Origin of the sequence: Cellulomonas fulva, assembly GCF_018531375.1 — a bacterium.
In the GTDB taxonomy this organism is placed as follows: domain Bacteria; phylum Actinomycetota; class Actinomycetes; order Actinomycetales; family Cellulomonadaceae; genus Cellulomonas; species Cellulomonas fulva.
On record NZ_JAHBOH010000001.1, the window covers coordinates 1,314,678 to 1,332,026 of the forward strand.

Genomic DNA, 17,349 nt, shown 5'->3' on the forward strand with positions numbered 1-17,349 from the left:
GTTGAGCGCAGCGGACTCAAGAGCGTCCAGAGCACCGAAGCGAAAGAAGGCACAGCACATGGCACGAGCAGTCGGCATCGACCTCGGCACGACGAACTCGGTCGTCTCCGTCCTCGAGGGTGGCGAGCCCACGGTCATCGCCAACGCCGAGGGGTCGCGCACGACGCCGTCGGTGGTCGCGTTCTCCAAGACCGGCGAGGTCCTGGTGGGCGAGATCGCGAAGCGCCAGGCGGTCACCAACGTCGACCGCACCATCACGTCCGTCAAGCGCCACATGGGCACGGACTGGACGGTGGAGATCGACGACAAGAAGTACACGCCGCAGGAGATCTCCGCGCGCGTGCTCGGCAAGCTCAAGCGGGACGCCGAGGCGTACCTGGGCGAGCCGGTCTCGGACGCGGTCATCACGGTCCCGGCCTACTTCAACGACGCCGAGCGCCAGGCGACCAAGGATGCCGGTGCGATCGCGGGCCTCAACGTCCTGCGCATCATCAACGAGCCCACGGCGGCCGCGCTCGCGTACGGCCTGGAGAAGGGCAAGGAGGACGAGCTCATCCTCGTCTTCGACCTCGGTGGCGGCACGTTCGACGTGTCCCTCCTGGAGGTCGGCAAGGACGACGACGGCTTCTCGACGATCGAGGTGCGCGCGACCTCCGGCGACAACCGCCTGGGCGGTGACGACTGGGACAACCGGATCGTCGACTTCCTGGTGACCGAGGTGAAGAACTCGAGCGGCGTGGACCTGTCGAAGGACAAGATCGCGCTGCAGCGTCTGCGCGAGGCGGCGGAGCAGGCCAAGAAGGAGCTGTCGTCCGCGACCAGCACCAACATCAGCCTGCAGTACCTGTCGATGAGCGAGAACGGCCCCATCCACCTGGACACCAAGCTCACCCGGGCCAAGTTCCAGGAGATGACCAAGGACCTGCTCGACCGCACCAAGGCGCCGTTCAACGCGGTCATCCGCGACGCGGGCATCCAGCTCTCGGACATCGACCACGTCGTGCTCGTCGGCGGCTCGACCCGCATGCCCGCGGTGACCGAGGTCGTCACGGAGCTGACCGGCGGCCGCGAGCCCAACAAGGGCGTGAACCCCGACGAGGTCGTCGCCGTGGGTGCCGCGCTGCAGGCCGGCGTCATGAAGGGCGACCGTAAGGACGTCCTGCTGATCGACGTCACCCCGCTGAGCCTCGGCATCGAGACCAAGGGCGGCGTGATGACCAAGCTCATCGAGCGCAACACGGCCATCCCGACCAAGCGCAGCGAGATCTTCTCGACGGCGGAGGACAACCAGCCGTCGGTGCTGATCCAGGTGTTCCAGGGCGAGCGCGAGTTCGCGCGGGACAACAAGCCGCTGGGGACGTTCGAGCTCACCGGCATCGCGCCGGCGCCGCGCGGCATCCCGCAGGTCGAGGTGACGTTCGACATCGACGCGAACGGCATCGTGCACGTGTCCGCGAAGGACCGCGGCACCAACAAGGAGCAGTCGATGACGATCACCGGCGGCTCGGCCCTCCCCAAGGAGGACATCGAGCGCATGGTGCGCGAGGCCGAGGAGCACGCCTCCGAGGACAAGAAGCGCCGTGAGGACGCCGAGGCCCGCAACTCCGCCGAGCAGCTCGTCTACTCCACGGAGAAGCTGCTCGTCGACAACGCGGACAAGCTGCCCGAGGACGTGAAGACCGAGGTCCAGGCCAAGGTCGGCGAGCTCAAGACCGCGCTCGAGGGCACGGACACCGACGCGGTCAAGGCCAAGACGACCGAGCTGCAGACCGCCGCCCAGAAGATCGGCGAGGCGATCTACGCGCAGTCGCAGACGGAGACGCCGGCGGACGCGCCCACGGACGCCCCCGCCTCGTCGGACGACGACGTGGTGGACGCCGAGATCGTCGACGACGAGAACGAGGACGACAAGAAGTGACCGACCAGCCGACGACCCCCGGGCCCGAGCAGGGCCCGGGGGAGTCCCCCGAGCCGACGCGGTTCACCGACAAGCGGCGCATCGACCCCGAGACGGGCGAGCTGCGCCAGCCGACGCCGGAGGAGGCCGTCCTCGCCGAGGCCGAGGCGGCGGCCCAGGCCGGCGAGGAGGAGGTCGTGCTCGAGGGGCTCGTGGAGACCCAGAAGCTCGCGGCAGAGCGGCTCGAGGAGCTGCAGCGCGCCAACGCGGCGTACTTCAACCTCGAGCAGCAGTACTCGGCCTACGTGAAGCGGTCGAAGACCGAGGCGTCCGCCGCGCACGACCGCGGCGTCGCGAGCGTGGTCGAGGCGCTGATCCCGGTGCTCGACGACATCGAGCTCGCCCGTCAGCACGGCGACCTGAGCGGCCCGTTCGCGTCGATCGCCGAGAAGCTCGAGGCGACGATCGGCCGGTATGGCGTGGAGCGGTACGGCGAGGCGGGCCAGGAGTTCGACCCGGCGATCCACGAGGCGCTCATGCACGCGCACTCGTCGGAGGTCACCGTCTCGACCGTGCAGATGGTGCTGCAGCCGGGCTACCGCACGGCGGACCGGGTCCTGCGGGCCGCGCGCGTCGCCGTGGTGGACCCGGAGAGCTGACGACGAGCACAGGACGGGAGGAGGCGCGGTGACCGGGCAGGACTGGCTGGAGAAGGACTTCTACGCGGTGCTCGGCGTCTCCAAGGACGCCGACGCGACCACCATCAAGAAGGCGTACCGCAAGCTCGCGCGTGAGAAGCACCCGGACCACAACCCGGGAGACGCGAAGGCGGAGGCCGAGTTCAAGAACGTCGGCGAGGCCTACGCGGTGCTCTCGGACCCCGAGCAGCGCCAGCAGTACGACCAGATCCGCGCCATGGCCGGCGGCGCCCGCTTCACGGCGGGCGGCCGCGGCGCCGGCGGGTTCGAGGACGTGCTCGGCGGCATGTTCGGCGGTGGCGGCGGCTCGCGCGTGCGCTACTCGCAGGGCGGCGCGGGCGGGTTCGAGGACATCCTCGGCGGCATGTTCGGCGGCGGGGGGTTCCAGCGCGGCCCGCAGCCGGGCGCGGACCTGTCCGCGGTCGTCGAGCTGCCGTTCCGGCAGGCGGTCGAGGGGTCGACGGTCTCGCTGCAGGTCGAGGGGCGCACGGTCAACGCGCGCATCCCGGCCGGCGTGCGCGACGGCCAGAAGATCCGGCTGCGCGGCAAGGGGCGTCCCGGTGACCCCGGAGCCCCGGCGGGCGACCTCGTCGTGACGGTGCGGGTGCAGCCGCACCCCGTCTTCGCGCTGGACGGGCGCAACCTCAAGCTGACCGTCCCGGTCGCGTTCGACGAGGCCGCGCTCGGCGCGACGATCGACGTGCCGACCCTGGGCGGCGACACCGTCCGGGTCAAGGTGCCGGCCGGCACGCCCTCGGGCCGGACGCTGCGGGTCAAGGGCCGCGGCGTGCCGGGCAAGGACGCCGCGAACCCCACCAAGGACGCCGGGGACCTGCTGGTGACCGTGCAGGTCGTGGTGCCGCAGCGGCTCTCCGACGCGGCCCGCGAGGCCGTGCAGGCGTTCGGCATCGCGACCTCGGGCGAGGACGTGCGCGCCGAGCTGATGTCCCGCTCGCGGCGCTGACCCGGCGCCGACGAGCGGGACGAGCCGGACGACGAGCGGGCGACGAGGAGGCGAGCGGTGAACGAGGACCAGCCCGTGTTCGTCATCTCGCGCGCCGCCGAGCTCGCGGGCATGCACCCGCAGACGCTGCGCCAGTACGACCGGCTCGGCCTGGTGTCGCCCAGCCGCACGTCCGGCCGCGGGCGGCGGTACTCGCTGCGCGACGTCGCGACGCTGCGCGAGGTGCAGCGGCTCTCGCAGGACGAGGGCGTCAACCTCGCGGGCATCAAGCGGATCCTCGAGCTCGAGGCGGAGGTGCAGCGGCTCGGCCGCCAGGTCGAGTACCTGCGCTCGTTCGTCGAGCCCACGCGCCGCGTGTTCACCGCGGACCCGCGCGGGGACGTCGTGGCCACCCGCCGCGTCGCCCGCCAGCCCCGCGCGCCCCAGCAGCCCCGCGCGATCACGGCCGCCGGCGCGGTCGTCCTGTGGCGCCCCTCGGCCCGCTGACGTCGGCCGTCGACCCCCGCGAGCACGCCGGTCCCGCGGGCGCATGTCCGTCCCTCCCGACGAGGTCGGCGACGACCGACGTGCTCGCGGGCGTTGCTCGGCGCCTGACGGACCCGCCCGACGGACCTCGGGCAGGATCGTCGGGTGACCACCGCGCTCGGGATCGACGTCGGCACCACCAGCACCAAGGTCGCGCTCGTCGACGTCGACCGCGCCGTGGTGCTCGGGATCGCCGCCGCCCCGACGCCCGCCGCAGCGCACGTCGACGCGCTGGTCGCCGACCTCGCCGGGCGCGTGGTGGCCGCCGGGCCGCGGCCGGAGGCGGTCGGTGTCGCGTCGATGGCCGAGACCGGCGTGCCCGTCGGGCCGGACGGGCGGACCCGCGGCGACTGGCTGCGGTGGGACGGTCACCGCGCGGACGCACAGGCTCGGGCGCTCGCGGAGCGGCTCGGGCGTGGCGAGCTGTTCGCGGCGACGGGCGTGCGGGCCTCGGCCAAGGTGCCCCTCGCGACGTGGGCGTGGCTCGCGGAGCACGGCCAGGGCGTGCTGCACGCGGGCGGCCGCTGGGCCGGGGCCGCCGACCTCGTCGTGCTCGGCCTGACCGGGCGCCTGGTCACCGACCACACCCTCGCGGGCCGCACCATGGCCTACCGGCTGGGCCGGCCGGGCGACCTGCCGCACGGGTTCGACGCCGCGCTGCTCCGCGAGGTCGGGCTCGGCGCCCGGCACGTGCCGGCGGTGCTGGCCCCGGGCGCGCACGTGGGACTGCGCGCCGGACCGCTCACGGCGCTCGGGCTGCTCGTCGGCACACCCGTGACCGTGGCGGGGCACGACCACGCGGTCGGCGCCTTCGCCGCCGGGGTGCGCGGCCCGGGCGACGTCGCCGACTCGGTCGGCACCACCGAGGTCGTGTGCACCGTGCTCCCGCGGGACCCCGAGCCCGGGCCGGTCGCCGCCGCGGGGATGAGCCTGGTGCGCACGGTCCGCGGGGACCGCCCGGCGCTGGTCGCGGGATCGTCGAGCGCGGGCGGGGCAGTCGAGGCCTGGCTGGACCAGGTCGTCGGGCCGCGTGGCCGCGAGCACGACGAGCACCCGTACGACGAGCACCCGCACGACGAGCCTGCGCACGACGAGCGCGACCGCGTCCGCGCGGCGGCGTCGGTGCCCTTCGTCGTCGACGAGGTGGTCGACGCAGCGGTCGACGGCGCGTTCGTCGTGCTGCCGTACCTGCACGGACGCCAGACGCCCCGGCCGGACCCCGCCGCCCGGCTCCGCGCGCTGGGCCCCGTGCCCGCGGACCCGGTCGCGGCGGTGCGCGGGGTGCTGCTGGGCGCGGCCCTGCACGCGCGCTGGATGCTCGACGAGCAGGCGGCGCTCGCGGGCGCCGCGCCGCGGGCGGTGCGGGTGCTCGGACGGCCGGTGGCGACCAACCCCGCGTGGGCGGCGGTCAAGAGGTGGTGCACGCCCGTGCCCCTCACGGTGGTCGACGAGCCGCAGGCGGTGGCGGCGGGCGCGGCGCTGCTCGCGGCGGAGCGCGCGGGGCTGGTCGGCGTGGCCCCGGTGCTGGCGGCGTCGACGCCGGCCACGGTGCCGACCGGCCCGCGCGGCCCGCGCGGCGCCGTCGGGCCGGCCGACGCCGAGGCGTGGCTCGCCCGGTTCGTCGCGGCGGCCACGGCGCCCTGACGTGGGTTACCTTTCTGTCGCCGCAGTCGAGAGCACGGGTGCGGCCGGCGGACGGGACGGAGATCAGCTGCATGGGCGAACCGGGGGCCTCCGGTCTGCTCGCACCCGGCGAGCCCGTCGACCTCGACAACTGCGCGCGTGAGCCCATCCACGTCCCGGGGTCGGTGCAGCCGCACGGGGTGCTGCTGGCGGTCACGGAGCCGGACCTGATCGTCGAGCACGTGTCCGCGAACGTGGAGGAGCTGCTCGGGCTCACCGTCGACCACGTGCTGGGACAGCCGCTCGCCGGGGTACTGGGCCCCGAGGCGAGCGACGCGATCGGCACGCACGTGCTCACGTTCGGCAACCTGCGCGCCCGCAACCCGATCGTCGTCACGGCGGCGACCGCGGGTGGCCCGCTCGAGATGGACGCGGTGCTGCACCGGGTGGTCGTCGGGGAGCGGACGCTGCTCGTCGTCGAGCTCGAGGCGTCGAGCGGACCGCGGCCGTTCTCCTTCCCCAACACGTACCAGGCCGTGCGGGACGCCATGGAGCGGCTGAGCGCGAGCAGCTCGCTCGCGGAGCTGTACGACGTCGCGGCGCAGGAGGTCCGGTCGCTGACCGGCTTCGACCGCGTGATGATCTACCGCTTCGACGCCGAGTACAACGGCGAGGTGGTGGCCGAGGCCAAGCGCGCGGACCTCAACTCCTTCTACGGGCTGCACTACCCCGCGAGCGACATCCCGCCGCAGGCGCGCGCGCTGTACGAGAAGAACTGGATCCGGCTGATCGCGGACGTCGGGTACACCCCGGCCCCGCTGGTCCCCGGTCTCGACGGTCCGACGGGGCAGCCGCTGGACCTCACGCACTCGGTGCTACGCAGCGTCTCGCCGATCCACTGCGAGTACCTGGGCAACATGGGCGTCGCCGCCTCGATGTCGATCTCGCTGCTGCGGGACGGGCGGCTCTGGGGCCTGATCGCGTGCCACCACTACTCCGGCCCGCACCACCCGCCCTACGGCGTGCGCGCGGCGGCCGAGTTCCTGGGCTCCTCGCTGTCCCTGCGGCTGGTCGCGCGGGCCGAGGAGGACGAGCTGCAGGGCGCGCTCGACGCCGAGGCGACGATGGTGAGCCTCCTGATCGCCTCGCGAGACGCCGAGCACACGCTCGCCGAGGCGCTCGTCGGGCACTCGCCGTCCAACGTCTCGCTGCTCGAGCTGATGCCGGCGCAGGGCGTGGTCGTCTTCGGTGACGGCACGTGGGACGCCGATGGCACGGTGCCGGACGACCCGACGCCGCTGCTGCGGTGGATCGCGGAGCAGCCCGAGGACCTGACGGCGCGCACCGCGCTGGGGAGCCAGGAGCCGGCGCTGGCCGCGGCCCTGCCCGGCGTGGCGGGGCTGCTCGCGGTCCGGCTGCCGGAGGACCGGGCCGTGGTGTGGCTGCGGCACGAGGCCGTCCGGGACGTGAGCTGGGGCGGCGACCCGCACAACAAGGCGATCGCGCGGCGCGAGGGCGACGAGGTCCGGCTCAGCCCGCGCAAGTCCTTCGAGAAGTGGACCGAGACGGTGCGCGGCCAGAGCACGCCGTGGACCGCGCAGGAGATCCGTTCGGCCACCGACCTGCGCCGTCGCCTGCTGGAGACGCTCCTGCTGCGCACGCGGTGGGCGCTCACGTCCGCCGAGACCGTGCAGCGCTCGCTGCTGCCCGCGGCCCTGCCGCGGGTCGACGGCTGGCAGACGCACGCGCGCTACGTCCCGGCGCCCGGCGGCCGGGTGGGCGGGGACTGGTACGACGCGCTGGAGCTCCCCGACGGCCGGTACGCCGTGGTCGTCGGCGACGTCGCGGGGCACGGCCTGTCCGCGGCTGCCGCGATGGGACAGCTCCGCAACGCCCTGCGCGCGTTCCTCATCCGGGGCGACAGCCCCGCGCAGGCGCTGGGCTGGGCCGACCTCGTCGCGCGCCGGACGATGGCCACGGACATGGCGACCGTGGTGGTCGCGGCCGTCGACGTCGCGACCGGCGAGGCCGAGCTCGCGATCGCCGGTCATCCCCGTCCGCTGCTGCTCGACGCCGTCGGGGGCGCGGAGCTCGTGGTCAGCCCGGTCGACCGGCCGCTCGGCGTCGGGACGGGCACCCCGCCCACCCACCACCTGACCATCGAGCCCGGTGGCGGCCTGGTCCTGTACAGCGACGGCCTGGTCGACTCGCGGTCCACGAACCTGCGCGCGGGCCTCGCCCGGCTCGTGGAGGCGTTCCGACGGCCGGATCCCACGCGTCCGGTCGACATCGACGACGTGGTGCGCGAGTGCAGCGACCCGGACTCGGTCGACGACGTGACGATCCTCCTGCTCTGCCGCGACCTGACCTGACCTGACCTGACCCGACCTGAACCTGACCTGAACCTGACCTGACCGGCCTGACGCCGGTCCCGGTCCCGCCTCTTCACAGCACGTCCGCGAACTCTGTCCGCTGCCTCCTCAGCACACCGCACGGGCGGGCCCCCGCACCTGGCAGCGTTCGGGCATGACGAGACCGCGACCGGCCCGCGACCTGCAGGAACGCCATCGACGCGTCGGCCGGCCGACGAACCCGCGGCACGCCCGGACCGAGGGCGCCGCCGGCCGCACCTGGCGCGTGGCGGCCCTCGTGGCACTCACGGCGGTCGCCCTCGCCGCCTCGACGGCCGGGGCGGTCGTGCTCCGGCTGCGCACCAGCGTGGACGTCGCGGACACGGCCCGGTTCCTCGACGGTCCCCGCCCCACGGTCGCCGGTGCCACGGGCGCGGTCGACCCGACGGACGGGTTCGACGGCAGGGCGGTCAACCTGCTCGTCGTCGGCACGGACATGCGCGACGGCGAGAACGCGGACATCGGCGGGACCGTCGGTGGGATGCACAACGACACGACGATGGTCGTGCACGTCTCGGCCGACCGGAGCCGGGTCGACGTCGTGTCGATCCCGCGTGACTCGCTCGTCGACATCCCGTCGTGCCGTCGGGCGGACGGCACCCGCAGCGCCGCCGCACCGCACCACATCTTCAACGACGCGCTCGCGTTCGGCGGCGGGCCGCAGGAGGACCTCGCGGCGGGCGCGGCGTGCGTCATCACGACGGTCGAGCAGGCCACGGACGTGCGGATCGACGCGAGCGTCGTGGTCAAGATGGACGGCGTGTCCGCGGTGATCGACGAGCTGCAGGGCGTGGACCTCTGCCTCCCGGAGCGCATGGAGTCGAAGAAGGCGGGCCACCTGGTCCTCGACCAGGGCTGGAACCACCTCGACGGCCGCACCGCGATCCAGTTCCTGCGCGCGCGGAGCGGCACCGGCAACGGGCTCGAGCTCGGTTCCGACCTGGCGCGGATCGGCCGTCAGCAGCAGCTCATCGACGCGCTCACCGCCAAGATCCGGTCCGACGAGCTGCTGGCCGACCCCGTGGCGCTCCTCCGGGTCCTCGACGCGGTCGCGCGGTCGCTGAGCGTGAGCCCGGAGCTCGCCGACCCGCGGACCATCCTGGGGCTCGCGTACAGCCTGCGCGATCTCGACGTGGTCGGGCGCCAAATGGTCCCGGTCGTCGACGCGCCCGACGGGAACCGCGTCCTGTGGACGCAGGAGGCGGACGACCTGTGGGCGCGCATCCGGTCCGACGAGCCGATCACCGACGAGCCCGCTCAGCCCACCACCGGGTCCACCGCCGAGACCACCGACCGGCCCACCAACGACCGGCGCGCCACCGACCGGCCCACCACCGAGGTGCCGGCCTCGGCAGCGCCCACGGCGCCAGGACGGACCCGCCCGGCCCCTCCGACGACAGCCCCGACGTGTGGACCGGAGGGTCATCGGTAGCGACGGACGCGCGCGGCCCGCGAGCGCACGTGCGTCGGAGGGCGCCGCACGTCACGCGTGCCGGACTCCCGTGTCAGGCGCGTGTCGGCGCCGTGTCAGCCGCCGCCCGCACGCTGTTGCCATGACTTCAGACCTGGTGATCGAGGCCGAGGGCCTCGTGAAGCACTTCGGCGAGACGAAGGCCCTGCAGGGCGTCGACCTCGTCGTCCCCCGGGGCACCGTGCTCGGTGTGCTCGGCCCCAACGGCGCCGGCAAGACGACGAGCGTCCGCATCCTGTCCACCCTCCTGACCCCGGACGCGGGCACGGCCCGCATCAACGGCCTCGACGTCGTGCGCGACGCCGAGAAGGTCCGGCACACGATCGGCCTGACGGGCCAGTACGCGTCCGTCGACGAGGACCTGACCGGCCGGCAGAACCTGGTGCTGTTCGGCACGCTGCTCGAGCTGGGCCGCAAGGGCGCCCGCGCCCGGGCCGGCGAGCTGCTCGAGTGGTTCGACCTCGCGGACGCCGCCGACCGGCCCGCCAAGACGTACTCCGGCGGCATGCGCCGCCGCCTCGACCTGGCCGCGAGCCTCGTCGGACGCCCGGACGTGATCTTCCTCGACGAGCCGACCACGGGCCTCGACCCCGCCAAGCGGGAGGCGATGTGGGACGTCGTCCGCTCGCTCGTGGCCGACGGCTCGACGGTCCTGCTCACCACGCAGTACCTCGAGGAGGCCGACGCGCTGGCCGACGAGATCACGGTCATCGACCACGGCCGCGTGATCGCGCACGACACCCCGGACGGGCTCAAGCGCGTCGTCGGCGGCCAGACCCTCGAGGTCCGCCCGTCCGACCCCGCACGCCTGGCCGAGACCGCGCAGATCCTCTCCCAGGTCAGCACGGGCGCCGCCGCGGACGAGATCCGCAAGGGCATGCTCGCGGTCCCCGTCGCGGACGACTCGGCGATGGTCCGGACCGTGTCGGCGCTCGGCAGCGCGGGCATCGCCGTCACCGAGCTCTCGCTGCACCTGCCCAGCCTCGACGAGGTCTTCTTCACGCTGACCGGCCGCACGGCGTCCGACGAGGACGGCACCGACAACCGCGCCGGCACCGACACCGACAAGGAGGTGGCGGCATGACCACCACGACGCTCGACCGGACCACGCAGCCGGCCCGCCCCGGCCCGGCCCCCGCCGCCACGGTCCGCCGCCGCCCGTTCCCGCTGGTCCGGCACTCGGCGGCGCTCGCCAAGCGCAGCCTCATCAAGACCTGGCGCACGCCCGAGGCGCTGATCGACGTGACGCTGCAGCCGATCATCTTCCTGCTGATCTTCGTCACCATCTTCGGCAACGCGGTCGCCGGCAGCACGGGGGACTACCTCAAGTTCCTGCTCCCCGGCATCCTCGGCCAGACCATCGCCATGGGCGCGATCGCCATCGGCGTGAACCTCAACACCGACATGGAGAAGGGGATCTTCGACCGGTTCAAGTCGCTGCCGATCCCGCGCTCCGCGCCCCTCGTCGGGGCCGTCGTCGGCGACGTGGTCCGCTACGTGATCGTCGCGGTCGTCACGATCGCCACCGGCTACGTGATGGGCTTCCGGATCGAGACGAACGTGCTGTCCGCGCTCGCGGGCTGCGCGCTGGCCGTGCTGTTCGCGGTCTCGCTGTCCTGGGTCAGCGTGTGGGTGGGGATGAAGGTCCGCACCTCCGGCGCGGTGCAGGGCGTGATGTTCCTGCTGGTCATGCCGCTGACGTTCGGCTCCAACGTGTTCGTCCAGACCGAGGACCTGCCGGGCTGGATGCAGGGGTTCGTCGACGTGAACCCGCTGACCCACCTGGTCGACTCGATGCGCGGGCTGTTCCTCGGTACGCCGATCGGCACCCACGTCTGGTGGACCCTCGCCTGGTGCGTCGGTCTCGTCGCGGTCTTCATGCCGCTCGCGCTGCGCGCCTACCGCAAGAAGGTCTGAGCCGCGCAACACCCGTCACCCGGTCGTCGTCCGCTCGCTTGCCGCGGACGACGACCGGGTGCGTCGTCCGTCTCCGTTACCCTCGCGGGCGTGGCGAGCCAGCGGATCGGATCCCAGGACCTCGAGCGCGCCGGCGCGCTCCTCGACCGGGTGTACGGCGTGTTCCGGCAGCGCGTCGTCGGGCAGACGGAGCTGCGGACCTCGATGGTCGCGGCGCTCGTGTGCGGCGGGCACATCCTGCTCGAGTCCGTGCCGGGCCTGGCGAAGACCACCGCGGCCCAGACGCTGGCCGCCGCGATCTCCGGCAGCTTCCACCGGATCCAGTGCACGCCGGACCTCATGCCGAACGACATCGTCGGCTCCCAGGTCTTCAACTACGGGACCTCGACGTTCACCACGCAGCTCGGCCCCGTGCACGCCAACGTGGTCCTGCTGGACGAGATCAACCGCTCCTCGGCCAAGACGCAGTCGGCGATGCTCGAGGCGATGCAGGAGCGGCAGACCTCGATCGCCGGTGAGGTGCACAAGCTCCCCGAGCCGTTCCTGGTGCTCGCGACGCAGAACCCCATCGAGGAGGAGGGCACGTACGTGCTCCCCGAGGCGCAGATGGACCGGTTCCTGCTCAAGGAGGTCGTGGACTACCCGGAGCGCACCGAGGAGCTCGAGATCCTGGCCCGGATCTCCGACGGCCGGATGACGCGCGAGCTGAGCGGCGACCCGCTGACGCTCGACGACGTGCGCTTCCTGCAGGGCCTGGTCGACCGGGTCTACGTGGCCGACTCCGTGCGCGGCTACGTCGTCGACGTCGTCGGGACCACGCGCCTGCGCGGGCCGCAGCCCGTGCCCGGCCTGGACCGTCTGGTGCGCGTCGGCGCGAGCCCGCGCGGGTCGATCGCGCTGCTGCGCGTGGCGCAGGCCGTCGCGCTCATGGACGGTCGCCCGCACGTGACGCCCGAGGACGTCCGGGCGCTGCGGCACGCCGTCCTGCGGCACCGCCTGGTGCGGACGTTCGACGCGCTGGCGGACGGCATCACGCCCGAGTCGATCATCGACTCGGTGTTCGACGTGGTCCCGGTGCCCTGACGCCTGCCGATGACGCCTCCCCTGCCCGGGACCCCTCCCGGTCCGTCGCCCCGCGGGTCCGCCGGGCTGCCGTCGGCCCGCGCGCGCCTGTCCGCGGTGCGCTCCCGGCTGGCGCTGCCGCTGGTCCGACGAGCGACGGGGCTGCTCGAGGGGCAGCACCGGTCGGTGTACCGGGGGCACGGCCAGGACTTCGACGACCTGCGGGTCTACCAGCCCGGCGACGACGTCGGCGACATCGACTGGCGCGCGTCCGCGCGGACCGGGTCGCCGGTGGTGAAGCGGTACGTCGCGACCTCCAACGTCGCGGTGGTGCTCGTGGTCGACACCGGCCGCCACATGAGCGCCACGGCCGCGCGCGGTGAGGACAAGGCGGAGGTCGCGCAGTACGTCGTCGCGATCGTCGCGCAGGTCGCGCAGCAGCGCGGTGACCGCGTCGCGCTCGTCGCGGGCGACGCCGGGCGCGTGGAGCACCTGCCCGCGCGTGCGGGCCGCACGCACCTCGAGGTGGTCCTGCGCCGGCTCGAGCGCACCTTCGACCCCGCGGCGCCGCCGGGGGACCTGCCGCGGCTCCTGGACCGCGCGATGCGGCAGACCGTGCAGCGCTCGCTCGTCGTCGTGGTGACGGACGAGGCGCGGCCCGACGAGGCGGCGCGCGCGGCCCTCGCGCGGCTCCGCACCCGGCACGCGGTGCTCGTCGTGCAGGTCGCCGACGCGGACGCGTTCGCCTGGGACGTCGCGGCCGGCCCTCCGGGGCGGCTCGTCGGCTCGTCGTCGGCGCGCGAGCGCGGACGCCCGACGAGGGTGCGGCGCGGGACGGTCGTCGACGCCGAGTCCGGCGCGGTCCTCCCCGGCCTGCTGCGCGGCCGACGCCGTGCGGTCGAGGCCGCCCACCGCGCGCGCGTCGCGCGCCACGACCGCACCACCGCGCTGCTCGCGTCGCTCGGCATCCCGTCGGTCGTGGTCGAGGGCACGCACGACGCGCTGGACGAGTTCGTCGCCCTGCTCGAGAGGCAGCGCCGTGGGGGCCGCTGAGATCGCCGACCCGGTCGCCTACGCCTGGTACTGGACGCCGATCGGGGTGCTCCTGCTGCTGTCGGTCGTGTGGCTGCCGGTGCTGATCGTGCTCCTGACGCGGCGCCGTCCGGGCGACCGGCCGCCCGCGCCGCGGCCCGCGCCGACGCCGCCCGCGGCGGCCACCCCCACCGACCCGTACGCCGCCGCGCGCGCGGCGCACCTGGCGCGGATCGACGACCTCGAGCGGCGGGTGCGTGCCGGCGAGATCGACACGCGCGGCCTCGCCCTGGGCCTGCGGGACGTGCTGCGGGACTTCGCGGCCGTGCGCACGGGCGCGGCGACCGCCGCGATGACCGAGGCCGACGCGCGCCGGGACCCGCGCGTCGCGCGCATCGTCTCGCTGCTCGAGCGCACCACCAGCCCCGCGTTCGGGCCGGTCTCCCGCGGCAGCGGCAAGGTGGCGCTGCGCGACGCGCGGCAGGTGGTGACGACGTGGTGAGCGCGACGAGCTGGCCCGCCTGGGGCGTGCCCGCGGCGGTGACGCTCCGGCCGTGGGCGTTCACGGCGGTCGCGGCGCTGGTCGTCGTCGGCGTGCTCGTCGGGCTCCTGCGGCGGCACCGGCGCGGGGTGCGGGTGGCCAACGTCGACGGCCTCCTGCGCGAGCCGGCGCTGCGCGGGTGGCTCGTGCGGTACCGCGTCCTGCGCGTGCTCGGCGCCCTCGCGATCCTGGCGGCCGCGGGGGCCTGCGCCGTGGTCGTGGCGCAGCCGCAGCGGGTGGAGACGCGTCCGCAGGTGCTGGCGAACCGGGACATCGTGCTGTGCCTCGACGTGTCCGGCTCGATGCTCCCGTACGGCGAGCAGGTGGTGGAGACGTTCGAGACGGCCGTCGACTCGTTCGAGGGCGAGCGCATCGCGCTGTCCGTCTGGAACTCCACCTCGCGCACCGTCTTCCCGCTGACCGACGACTACGACCTGGTGCGCCGGGAGCTCGAGACCGCGCGGCTCGCGATGCGCGACGCCGTGACGCTCTCGGAGGGTGGTGACGTCGACGACGTCGACGCCGTGCTCGACTTCTTCGCCGGGACGGACGGCATCGACGGCGAGGCCTCCTTGATCGGCGACGGCCTCGCGACGTGCGCGCTCGCGTTCGACCAGGTCGCGGTGGACCGCTCGCGCTCCGTGCTGCTCGCGACCGACAACTATCTGGCGGGCGAGCCCGTGTACTCGCTCGAGCAGGCCGCGGACCTCACGGTCGCGCGCGGGGCCGAGGTCTACGCGCTGTACCCGGCCGACGAGGGCGTCGTGGACGGCGACGGCGCCCAGCTGCGGGTGGTGGCGGAGCAGACCGGCGGGCGGATGTTCGTCGTGACGGAGCCGGGGGCGGTCGACGAGGTCGTCGCCGACGTGCAGGCGCACCAGCAGGTGCAGATGGACGCGGACCCGCAGCGGGTGGTCGTCGACGACGAGGACGGGTGGATCACGGCGCTCGCGGTGCTCACGGCCCTCGTGGTCCTGGTCGGCTGGAGGCTGCGCTCGTGACGTGGCGGCAGGTGGTCCCCGCGTGGCTCGTGCTGCTGATCGGCGCGCCGCTCGTCGTGCTGTGCGTGCTGGAGGCGGTGCGCGCGGGCGCCCGGGCCGGCGCCTCGTGGTGGCGGCGGGCCGCGCTCGTCGTGCTCGTCGGCGTCGTGGCTCTGACGCCCGCGACGCTGGTCACCCAGCAGGTCGCGGGGTCGGGGCCGAGCGTCGAGCTGTACGTCGTCGTCGACCGGACCGGCTCGATGGCGGCGCAGGACTGGGGGCCGGGGCCGGAGCTGCCGCGTCCGCCGGGCACGCAGGACGTGCCGACGACGAGGCGGCTCGACGGCGCCCGGATCGACGCCGTCTCGCTGGCCGACGACGTGCCCGGTGCGGGCTACAGCGTGATCGGGTTCGCGTCCGAGGCGTCGACCGAGCTGCCGCTGACGACCGACGGCGACGCGGTGGCGGCGTGGGCAGCGACCGTGACGCAGGAGGTGACCGCGAGCTCGACCGGCTCGTCGCTCGCGACGCCCGTCGCCGTGCTGGAGCGCGTCCTGACCACCGCGCGCGAGCGGTCCCCGCACGCCTCGCGGTACGTGTTCGTGCTGTCCGACGGCGAGGAGACGGACGGGCCGACGGACGGGCAGAGCACGGGGGACTGGTCGACGGTCGCGGGCCTGGTGGACGGCGGCGCGGTGCTCGGGTACGGGACGCCCGAGGGCGCGACCATGACGGCGTTCGACGGCACCGACGACCCCGGTGCCCCGCTGATCGAGGACCCCGCGACGGGCGGCCCGGCCGTGTCGCGGATCGACGAGACCGCGCTGCGGTCCGTCGCGGACGCGCTCGGCGTGCCGTACGTGCACCGCACCGGGGTCGAGCCGACGCAGGACCTGCTCGCTGGCCTCGTGGCCGGGACCACGGTGCCCGACGAGGTCACGACGACGCACGACGTCGTCTGGCCGTTCGCGCTCGCCGCCGCGGTGCTCCTCGCGGGGGAGGCGCTCGGGTGGGCGCGCGCGGTGCGCCGACCGGCCTGGTGGGCCGCGCGCTGGTGGCCCGCCCGCTGGTCGCCGGCGCGCTGGTGGCCCCGGCGAGGGAGGCGCCCGTGAACGCGCGCAACAACGGCACGCGCGCGCAGCGCGCCGCGCACCAGAACCGCACCCCGCGCCGCAAGCCGCCGCTGACCCGACGGCAGGTGACCCGCCGCGTGCTGCTGTGGTGCAGCCCCGTGCCGATCGTCGTCGCGGTGGTCTTCGGCGTCTTCATGCTCGGCGCCGGTGCCGGGTTCCGGACCGCCATGGAGGCGTACGACGAGGAGGACTGGTCCACCGCGTGGCTCGAGTTCCGCGACGTGCGCGGCAACCCGGTCGAGAGCTGGAAGGGCTACTACAACGCGGGGACGGCCGCGCTGCGCGACGAGCTGTACTGGAGCGCCGTGGACGACCTCGACACCGCGCTCGAGTCCGTCCCCGACGCGTACCGCTGCCAGGTGCAGACCAACCGCGCGCTCGCGCTCGAGGGGTACGGCGACGAGCAGGTGGCCGACGCGCAGGAGACGCTCGAGGGCGCCCAGGCGCTCGTCGAGGCGGAGGCCGCGCGGGCGGCCGGCGAGCCGTACGACGAGAGCCTGTTCGAGCCGCCGTACGAGGGCGCCGACGAGCCGAGCAGCGCCGAGGAGCTCGACTGGGCGGCGTACCTCATGCGCGACGCGCGCGACCAGTACGCGTACGCCGCGGACGCGGCCGCCGAGCCGCTGTGCGCGTCGCAGGCCTCGTCGCCCGAGCCGACGCCGCCGCCGACCTCCGACCCCAGCACCGACCCCAGCACCGACCCCAGTGAGCAACCGACCGACCAGCCGACCGACCAGCCGACCCCGCAGCCCTCGTCGGGCGGCGGGCAGGACGGGCAGGACGGGCAGGACGGGCAGGACGGGCAGGACGAGCAGGACCAGCAGCGGCAGCGGCTCGAGGACAAGATGGCGCAGGCGGACGACCTCGCGCAGCAGACCGAGGCGCTCGCGCGGCAGGCGGCCGGCGAGGACGAGGAGTCCCCGGCGCCGCAGACCGAGGAGGAGCGCCAGGAGGCCCTCGCCGAGCGCAACCGCGAGGCGGGGGGCACGGGCGACGAGGACGGCTCGTCGGGCCAGGACGGCGAGGAGCCGGGGAGCGACGGCACGGGCGGCGACCAGCCGGGCGGCACCCGCTCGGGCTGGTGACCCACCCGTC

Annotated in this window: 15 protein-coding genes; all 15 read left to right on the forward strand. The window is 74.5% G+C overall.

What is annotated here, in order from left to right; genetic code table 11:
- Positions 1 to 58: 58 nt before the first annotated feature.
- The 15 genes from dnaK (at position 59) to KIN34_RS05945 (ending at position 17,339) form a co-directional block, all read left to right on the forward strand.
- The gene (dnaK, locus tag KIN34_RS05875; RefSeq protein ID WP_214347999.1) at positions 59 to 1,918 is read left to right on the forward strand and encodes a molecular chaperone DnaK; all 1,860 of its coding nucleotides are present in this window, start codon (positions 59 to 61) and stop codon (positions 1,916 to 1,918) included.
- Entirely contained in the window at positions 1,915 to 2,556 is a 642-nt protein-coding gene (locus KIN34_RS05880; protein ID WP_214348001.1) for a nucleotide exchange factor GrpE, read from the forward strand. The genes dnaK and KIN34_RS05880 overlap by 4 nt, the downstream gene beginning before the upstream one ends.
- 28 nt (positions 2,557 to 2,584) lie before the next feature.
- Positions 2,585 to 3,559: a DnaJ C-terminal domain-containing protein gene (locus KIN34_RS05885; RefSeq protein ID WP_214348003.1), complete on the forward strand. Its 975-nt coding sequence runs from the start codon at positions 2,585 to 2,587 to the stop codon at positions 3,557 to 3,559.
- 57 nt (positions 3,560 to 3,616) lie between these two features.
- The gene (locus KIN34_RS05890; RefSeq protein WP_214348005.1) at positions 3,617 to 4,045 is read left to right on the forward strand and encodes a heat shock protein transcriptional repressor HspR; all 429 of its coding nucleotides are present in this window, start codon (positions 3,617 to 3,619) and stop codon (positions 4,043 to 4,045) included.
- 144 nt (positions 4,046 to 4,189) lie between these two features.
- Positions 4,190 to 5,728, forward strand: a complete 1,539-nt coding sequence (locus KIN34_RS05895; RefSeq protein ID WP_214348008.1) for an FGGY family carbohydrate kinase — start codon at positions 4,190 to 4,192, stop codon at positions 5,726 to 5,728.
- Between the two features lie 71 nt (positions 5,729 to 5,799).
- Positions 5,800 to 8,079: a SpoIIE family protein phosphatase gene (locus KIN34_RS05900; protein ID WP_214348010.1), complete on the forward strand. Its 2,280-nt coding sequence runs from the start codon at positions 5,800 to 5,802 to the stop codon at positions 8,077 to 8,079.
- 154 nt (positions 8,080 to 8,233) lie between these two features.
- Positions 8,234 to 9,550, forward strand: a complete 1,317-nt coding sequence (locus KIN34_RS05905) for an LCP family glycopolymer transferase (protein ID WP_214348012.1) — start codon at positions 8,234 to 8,236, stop codon at positions 9,548 to 9,550.
- A gap of 121 nt (positions 9,551 to 9,671) precedes the next feature.
- Positions 9,672 to 10,673 carry an ATP-binding cassette domain-containing protein gene (locus tag KIN34_RS05910; RefSeq protein WP_214348015.1) on the forward strand — a complete coding sequence of 334 codons (1,002 nt, stop codon included), beginning with the start codon at positions 9,672 to 9,674 and terminating at the stop codon, positions 10,671 to 10,673.
- On the forward strand, positions 10,670 to 11,506 hold the full coding sequence (locus tag KIN34_RS05915) for an ABC transporter permease (protein WP_214348017.1): 837 nt from the start codon (positions 10,670 to 10,672) through the stop codon (positions 11,504 to 11,506). Before KIN34_RS05910 ends, KIN34_RS05915 begins: the two co-directional genes overlap by 4 nt.
- Before the next feature lie 90 nt (positions 11,507 to 11,596).
- The gene (locus KIN34_RS05920; protein ID WP_307858107.1) at positions 11,597 to 12,589 is read left to right on the forward strand and encodes an AAA family ATPase; all 993 of its coding nucleotides are present in this window, start codon (positions 11,597 to 11,599) and stop codon (positions 12,587 to 12,589) included.
- A 9-nt stretch (positions 12,590 to 12,598) separates the two neighbouring features.
- Positions 12,599 to 13,621, forward strand: coding sequence for a DUF58 domain-containing protein (locus KIN34_RS05925; protein ID WP_214348020.1), 1,023 nt, complete (start codon positions 12,599 to 12,601; stop codon positions 13,619 to 13,621).
- Positions 13,608 to 14,102, forward strand: coding sequence for a hypothetical protein (locus KIN34_RS05930; RefSeq protein ID WP_214348022.1), 495 nt, complete (start codon positions 13,608 to 13,610; stop codon positions 14,100 to 14,102). Before KIN34_RS05925 ends, KIN34_RS05930 begins: the two co-directional genes overlap by 14 nt.
- Positions 14,099 to 15,142, forward strand: a complete 1,044-nt coding sequence (locus tag KIN34_RS05935) for a vWA domain-containing protein (protein WP_214348025.1) — start codon at positions 14,099 to 14,101, stop codon at positions 15,140 to 15,142. The genes KIN34_RS05930 and KIN34_RS05935 overlap by 4 nt, the downstream gene beginning before the upstream one ends.
- Complete coding sequence (locus KIN34_RS05940) at positions 15,139 to 16,233, forward strand: VWA domain-containing protein (RefSeq protein WP_214348027.1); 1,095 nt, start codon at positions 15,139 to 15,141, stop codon at positions 16,231 to 16,233. The genes KIN34_RS05935 and KIN34_RS05940 overlap by 4 nt, the downstream gene beginning before the upstream one ends.
- Positions 16,230 to 17,339: a hypothetical protein gene (locus KIN34_RS05945; protein WP_214348030.1), complete on the forward strand. Its 1,110-nt coding sequence runs from the start codon at positions 16,230 to 16,232 to the stop codon at positions 17,337 to 17,339. Before KIN34_RS05940 ends, KIN34_RS05945 begins: the two co-directional genes overlap by 4 nt.
- Positions 17,340 to 17,349 lie beyond the last annotated feature (10 nt).

Excerpts from the sequence above, each read along its gene's own strand:
- KIN34_RS05900 (WP_214348010.1), top strand. The coding sequence starts at position 5,800 with ATGGGCGAACCGGGGGCCTCCGGTCTGCTCGCACCCGGCGAGCCCGTC.
- KIN34_RS05910 (WP_214348015.1), top strand. The coding sequence starts at position 9,672 with ATGACTTCAGACCTGGTGATCGAGGCCGAGGGCCTCGTGAAGCACTTC.
- KIN34_RS05925 (WP_214348020.1), top strand. The coding sequence starts at position 12,599 with ATGACGCCTCCCCTGCCCGGGACCCCTCCCGGTCCGTCGCCCCGCGGG.
- KIN34_RS05915 (WP_214348017.1), top strand. The coding sequence starts at position 10,670 with ATGACCACCACGACGCTCGACCGGACCACGCAGCCGGCCCGCCCCGGC.
- KIN34_RS05905 (WP_214348012.1), top strand. The coding sequence starts at position 8,234 with ATGACGAGACCGCGACCGGCCCGCGACCTGCAGGAACGCCATCGACGC.
- dnaK (WP_214347999.1), top strand. The coding sequence starts at position 59 with ATGGCACGAGCAGTCGGCATCGACCTCGGCACGACGAACTCGGTCGTC.